Origin of the sequence: Oscillibacter sp. KLE 1745, assembly GCF_000469445.2 — a bacterium.
GTDB lineage: Bacteria > Bacillota > Clostridia > Oscillospirales > Oscillospiraceae > Oscillibacter > Oscillibacter welbionis.
Window position 1 is genome coordinate 1 of the sequence record NZ_KI271710.1, and the last position, 5516, is coordinate 5516.

Annotated in this window: 8 protein-coding genes; 2 read left to right on the top strand and 6 right to left on the bottom strand. The window is 64.0% G+C overall.

Annotated features, from left to right (window positions below):
• Nucleotides 1–561 (bottom strand): L-serine ammonia-lyase, iron-sulfur-dependent, subunit beta (locus tag HMPREF1546_RS05975; RefSeq protein WP_021751775.1); only part of this gene is annotated, 561 nt, incomplete at its 3' end.
• 1 nt (nt 562) lies between these two features.
• Nucleotides 563–1231 carry an L-serine ammonia-lyase, iron-sulfur-dependent subunit beta gene (gene sdaAB, locus HMPREF1546_RS05980; RefSeq protein WP_021747897.1) on the bottom strand — a complete coding sequence of 223 codons (669 nt, stop codon included), beginning with the start codon at nt 1229–1231 and terminating at the stop codon, nt 563–565.
• A 136-nt stretch (nt 1232–1367) separates the two neighbouring features.
• Here sdaAB and HMPREF1546_RS05985 point away from each other — a divergent pair, with 136 nt between their 5' ends.
• Nucleotides 1368–2726: an 8-oxoguanine deaminase gene (locus HMPREF1546_RS05985; RefSeq protein WP_036629567.1), complete on the top strand. Its 1359-nt coding sequence runs from the start codon at nt 1368–1370 to the stop codon at nt 2724–2726.
• A 116-nt stretch (nt 2727–2842) separates the two neighbouring features.
• On the opposite strand, the gene HMPREF1546_RS05990 is transcribed toward HMPREF1546_RS05985, so the two are convergent.
• Nucleotides 2843–3139, bottom strand: a complete 297-nt coding sequence (locus tag HMPREF1546_RS05990) for a helix-turn-helix transcriptional regulator (RefSeq protein WP_036629569.1) — start codon at nt 3137–3139, stop codon at nt 2843–2845.
• Between the two features lie 143 nt (nt 3140–3282).
• Between HMPREF1546_RS05990 and HMPREF1546_RS05995 the strand changes: the two genes are divergently transcribed.
• Nucleotides 3283–3531: an AbrB/MazE/SpoVT family DNA-binding domain-containing protein gene (locus HMPREF1546_RS05995; protein ID WP_036629571.1), complete on the top strand. Its 249-nt coding sequence runs from the start codon at nt 3283–3285 to the stop codon at nt 3529–3531.
• 47 nt (nt 3532–3578) lie between these two features.
• On the opposite strand, the gene HMPREF1546_RS06000 is transcribed toward HMPREF1546_RS05995, so the two are convergent.
• The 3 genes from HMPREF1546_RS06000 to HMPREF1546_RS06010 form a co-directional block, all read right to left on the bottom strand.
• Complete coding sequence (locus HMPREF1546_RS06000) at nt 3579–4025, bottom strand: zinc ribbon domain-containing protein (protein ID WP_036629574.1); 447 nt, start codon at nt 4023–4025, stop codon at nt 3579–3581.
• Nucleotides 4026–4094: 69 nt separating this feature from the next.
• Nucleotides 4095–5015, bottom strand: a complete 921-nt coding sequence (locus HMPREF1546_RS06005; protein WP_051319961.1) for a polysaccharide deacetylase family protein — start codon at nt 5013–5015, stop codon at nt 4095–4097.
• A gap of 156 nt (nt 5016–5171) precedes the next feature.
• Nucleotides 5172–5516, bottom strand: a 345-nt coding sequence (locus HMPREF1546_RS06010) for a macro domain-containing protein (RefSeq protein ID WP_021747904.1), incomplete at its 5' end; no start/stop codon positions are given.

A 5516-nucleotide genomic window follows, 5' to 3' on the forward strand; every position in this document is an offset into this window, starting at 1 on the left:
GCCCCGCAGGTCCACCAGGGCCCCCGCCGCCATGGCCGCAGCCGTGCCTACCTCCGCCTGGCAGCCGCCGGAGGCGCCGGAGATGAACGCCCGGTAGCCAACCACCGCGCCGATACCGGCAGCCACATACAGCGCCCGGACGATGGCCTCCTCATCCACGGTGCCCCGGCGGTACAGCGGCACCAGCACCGCCGGCAGCACGCCGCAGGCCCCCGCCGTGGGTGCCGCCACGATCCGGTGCATGCAGGCGTTGGACTCCGCCACGCACAGGGCCGTGGCGATCACCTCCTGCAGATAGGGGCCGCAGAGCGTCTCCTGCTGGGCGGCGTAGTCCCACATCCTCTGGGCGTCGCCCCCCACTAGGCCGCTGACGCTGCGCCGGTCCGCCCGGTAGGTGTCCACGGACTCCACCATGGCCCGCCAGGTGGCGTGCATCTTCTCAAAGGAGGCCTCCGCCGTCACCTGCCGCTCCTCCACGTCCGTATCCCGCACCACCTGCCAGAAGGGCTTCCGCCCCGCCTGGATCTTGTCGAAGATCTCCTGCATGGAATCCAGAGCCATTTCAGTCTTCCTCCTTCTCGTAGTAGGTGGCGCCCAAGACGCCGTAGAGCGCCTGGATACGCTCCAGGGCATCCGCCGGGATCTTCTGGTCCGTCTCCACCACCGTCAGGGCAGCGCCGCCCCGGCGGTCCCGGTTCAGGCTCATGTTGGCGATGTTCACCCCGCTGACGGAGAGCTCATTGAGAATCCGGGACAGCTCTCCGGCCACGTCCTGGTGGCGGACCACCAGGGTGTTGAAGATGCCGGTGAAGCTCACCTCCACTCCATCCAGCCGATCCACCCGGATGCGGCCGCCGCCGGTGGAGGCCGCCTGCAGCTCCAGCTTCCGCCCGTCGGCACTCTCCACCGTCAGCACCGCCGTGTTGGGGTGGGCATCCCGCAGACGGGCCGTGTGGAAGTGGAATTCCAACCCCTGGTTGGCGGCGATCTCAAAGCTCTGAGGAATGCCCAGATCGTCCGGCTTCATCCCCAGGAGGCCCGCCACCAGCGCCCGGTCCGTGCCGTGGCCTCGGCCGGTATCGGCAAAGGAGCCGTGGAGGCCGATGTCCGCCCGCACCACTTCCGCCCCCAGCAGGGTCCTGGCCATGCGGCCGATCCGCACCGCCCCTGCTGTATGGGAGCTGGAGGGGCCCACCATCACAGGGCCCAGAATATCAAAGATGTCCAGCATATCCGTGTTCCTCCCGGTGATCCGAAATTGCTCTCAGCGTATCACATCCTCCCCGTTTCCGCAAGAAGTTTTCCCGGGAAAGTTGACCTTTCTCCCGCCGTCCTTTATACTGGGAGCAGAAAGGAGCGTGACCGCCATGTCCTCTTTGCTGCTGCGCAATCTGCGGACCATCCTCACCTGTGATGACGGCGACGCCGTGCTGGAGCACGCCGACCTCTATTGCGAAAACGGCATCATCCGCGGTCTGGGCCCAGACCTGCCCCAGACCGCAGACACTGTGATCGACGGGTCCCATTACTGGTGCTATCCCGGCCTCATCAACACCCACCACCACCTGTATCAGGTGTTCTCCCGGAACCTGCCCCAGGTGCAGAATCTGGAGCTGTTCGACTGGCTCACCGCCCTGTATGAGATCTGGAAGGGCCTGGACGAGCAGGTGGTGCGTCTCAGCTCCCTCACCGGCATGGGGGAGTTGCTGAAGCACGGCTGCACCACCTGCTTTGACCACCACTATGTCTTTCCCGCCGGATGCGGAGACCTGATCGGCGCCCAGTTCGCCGCCGCGGAGGAGCTGGGGATGCGGATGTTCGCCTCCCGGGGCAGCATGGACCTCTCCCGCAAGGACGGCGGCCTGCCGCCGGACAGCGTGGTCCAGACGGTGGACGCCATCATGAAGGACTCCGCCCGGGTGATCGAGGCGTACCATGACCCGTCCTTCGGATCCATGCGGCAGGTGGCCCTGGCCCCCTGCTCCCCCTTCTCCGTCAGCGGAGAGCTGCTGCGGCAGAGCGCCATCCTGGCCCGGCAGTACGGCGTCCGGCTCCACACCCACCTGTGTGAGACGAGGGACGAGGAGCACTACACCCTGGAGCACTACGGCGTCCGGCCGCTGGAGTACATGGCATCTCTGGGCTGGACAGGCCCGGATGTGTGGTACGCCCACGGCATCCACTTCAACGACGAGGAGCTGCGGGAGCTGGCCCGCACCGGCACCGGCGTGGCCCACTGCCCCATCAGCAACATGAAGTTGGCCTCCGGCGTCGCCCGGGTGCCGGAGATGCTGGCGCTGGACGTCCCGGTGGGATTGGCGGTGGACGGCTCCGCCAGCAACGACGGGTCGTCCCTGATGGAAGAGCTGCGGGTGTGCTACCTGCTCCACCGGCTGACCTCCAGCGAGAAGGCCCCCTCCGGGTATCAGGTGCTGAAGATGGCCACCCGGGGCAGCGCCCGGCTGCTGGGCCGGGAGGACATCGGGCAGCTGGCCGTGGGCAAGTGCGCGGACTTCTTCCTGGTGGATTCCCGCCGGCTGGAGCTGGTGGGCGGCGCGTACAGTCCCGCCGACGTGCTGGCCACGGTGGGCCTCCGCGGCCCGGTGGACTGCACGGTGGTGAACGGCCGGGTCGTGGTGAAGGAGGGGCATCTCGTCACCATCGACGAGGAAAAAACCGCCGCCGACGCCCAGAAGGCCTGCGGGGCGTATCTGGCAAAGGCGTAAAAAGAGCCGCTGCATCGGTTGATGCAGCGGCTTTCGCCTTATATTATCAGTTTCGGGAACCCGGCCTCTGTTCACGGCAGCCGAATACACAACCGCAAAGGTCCGTTGTCAACGTCTCAGGAAATGAATCGACGGATAAACTCACGCAGGGCAGCTTCTTCCGCTTCGGACAGATTGGGAAGCCGGATGACGACTCCATCCTCCAGACCGGCCAGATTGTCCAGTGTTGTCCCCAGTACCACCGCCAGCTTTCTCGCTGTCTCCAGAGATGGGGATTGAACATTGTTTTCGTAGCGATAAATACTTCCTTTGGTGACGCCGACGCGTTTCCCAAGCTCCTCCTGAGAGAGGTGTTTATTTTCCCGCAGTTTCCGGAGCCGAAGCCCGAAATCGAATACCTGTCCACTTCCCATATCCATGCACCTCATGGGCTTTATTATATGGGATGAATGTAATCTAATACGTTTATTTATATTCTAAAAAATAATCGTTTTTGTTGACTTTTTCTGACCGACGTGCTATCCTTTTTTCATCACTTCCGCAAGGAGATGGGGCAATGATATGTGAAACAGGCCATATGCGAAAATTGGATGAGTTGGGGCGGATCGTCATTCCCATCGATCTGCGCCGGGCTATGTTGTTGGATGAAGGAGACAGCGTCTCTTTTTCTCTGGATGAAGCATCTCACGCGGTGATCCTCCGCAAGAAGGAACCATCCTGCATCTGCTGCCATGCTGCGGATTCTCTCAGGCAGCTCCCCCATGGGATCTATGTGTGCGAAAGCTGTCTTGCGCAGCTGTCCTGAAAAAATCCAGGCGCCGGACCGCGGGTTTCCGCAGTCCGGCGCTTGTGTCAGTTCTCTTTCCATCGCCCCAGTGTGGGCAGAAGGCTCCGCATATAGGCGCGGCACGCCTCCGGATCCGTCCGGCCCAGGGGCATGTGGGGCAGGCAGTGCTCCACCATCTCCTCCATGGTGCAGTCCTGGGCAAAGCCCTCTCCATCCCAGCACCACATGCAGTACTGCTCATTGAAGCTGCCATCCGTATTTTTGGCCAGGATGTCATCGTTCAGCGGCATTCCACAGCTCTGGCAGACCAGGGTCCGGGGACTGCCCAGCAGGGTGTTGATGGACACACCGAACAGCCTTGACAGCGCCTGGAGCGTCTCCACCTCCGGGATCGTCTCTCCCCGTTCCCAGCGGCTCACTGCCTGCCGGGTGACAAACAGCCGCTCCGCCACCTCGCTCTGGGACAGACCCGTCCGCTGCCGCAGCTGGGCGAACACCTCTTGAAACTCCATTCCCATCACCTCGGGACCAGTCTATCACAGCAGGGCAGCGGCGTAAAGCAACCGTCGGTTGCCTGCCGCTCACGCGGCGGCGGGCGCCGTCTCCGCAGGCAGGGGCGGCACCTGGAAGCGGAAGTAGTCGTAATTATAGGTGCGGTTGGGCTCCACCTCGTCCCCAAAGCGCAGCTGGATCAGCTCGCTGACCGTCACCAGCTGGTAGCCCTGCTCCAGCAGCCAGGGCACCAGGACCTCCGTGGCCGCCACCGTGCTCTCGTAGATGCTGTGGAGCAGGATCACCTGTCCGTCCAGATTCCCGGCGTTCTCCACGCCGGTCACCACCTTGTCCGCGTCCTTGGAGCGCCAGTCCTCCGTGTCGATGGACCAAGTGACGATGCTCCGGCCGGAGGTGGTCTTCAGCGTCTTGTTCATGGAGCCATAGGGCGGCCGCAGCAGCGCGGGCGTGGTCCCCAGCACCTCCTGAAACAGCGCGTCCGCCGCGGCCTGATCCGCCTGCTGGGCGGCCTGATCCATCTTGCCCAGGTTTGCGTGGCGGTAAGAGTGGCTGCCGATCTCGCAGCCCATGTCCGCCGCCCGGCGGACTGCCTCCGGCGCCTTGGGGAGATTCCGCGCCACTTCGAAGAAGGTAGCCACCGCGCCGTGCTCCTCCAGAATATCCAGGATCTGGTCCGTGTAGACCGCGTGGGGACCATCGTCAAAGGTCAGGGCCACCATGGGGCGCGTGGGATCCACCACCCGCTGGGGCTCCGGCAGCGTCTCCACGGGAGTTCCGCCGCCCTCTTCCGGGGAGGGCTCCGAAGCATTCTCCCCGCCTGCCTCCTGGCTGTCCGGGAGGAGCTCCGGCATCTCGCCGGGAGCGGGGAGAACCTGAGCCGGGGGCGCCTCTGACACCAAATGCTCCGGCGGGGTCTTGGCGGGGGTCACAATGGTGCCGCAGGAGCTCAGCAGCAGGCAGGACAGCAGAAGGGAAACCAGTCGTTTCATGATGGGATACCTTTCTTTCATCTCTTGTTTGAGTCTATCATACGGAATGCCCCGGGAAAAATCGGGTCAAAACGGATACAAAAAGGTCAAAAAGAGTGACAAAAGAAACGAAGAGTGACAAACGCCGGAGCGGGAAAGGTCCCGCTCCGGCGTTCTTTACATCCGCTGGTCCTTGCCCTCCGCGTACCAGAGGTTCCAGGTCCGGCGGTAGACCTCTGCCGCCTGCTCCGAATGGCAGACCATCCGCACCCGCTCCGGCAGGGCATGGTCCGCCAGGAAGTCCATGATGGCCCGCAGGGCCACGGTGGCCGCCAGCGGCAACGGATACCCGTAGACTCCCGTGGATATGGAGCAGAAGTCCAGGGTGCGGATGCTGTGGGCCTCCGCCAAAAGCAGGCAGCTGCGGTAGCAGGAGGCCAGCAGGGCCGCCTCCCCCTGCTCCCCGCCCTGCCAGACGGGACCCGGCGTGTGGATCACATACCGGGCCCGCAGGCGGTAGCC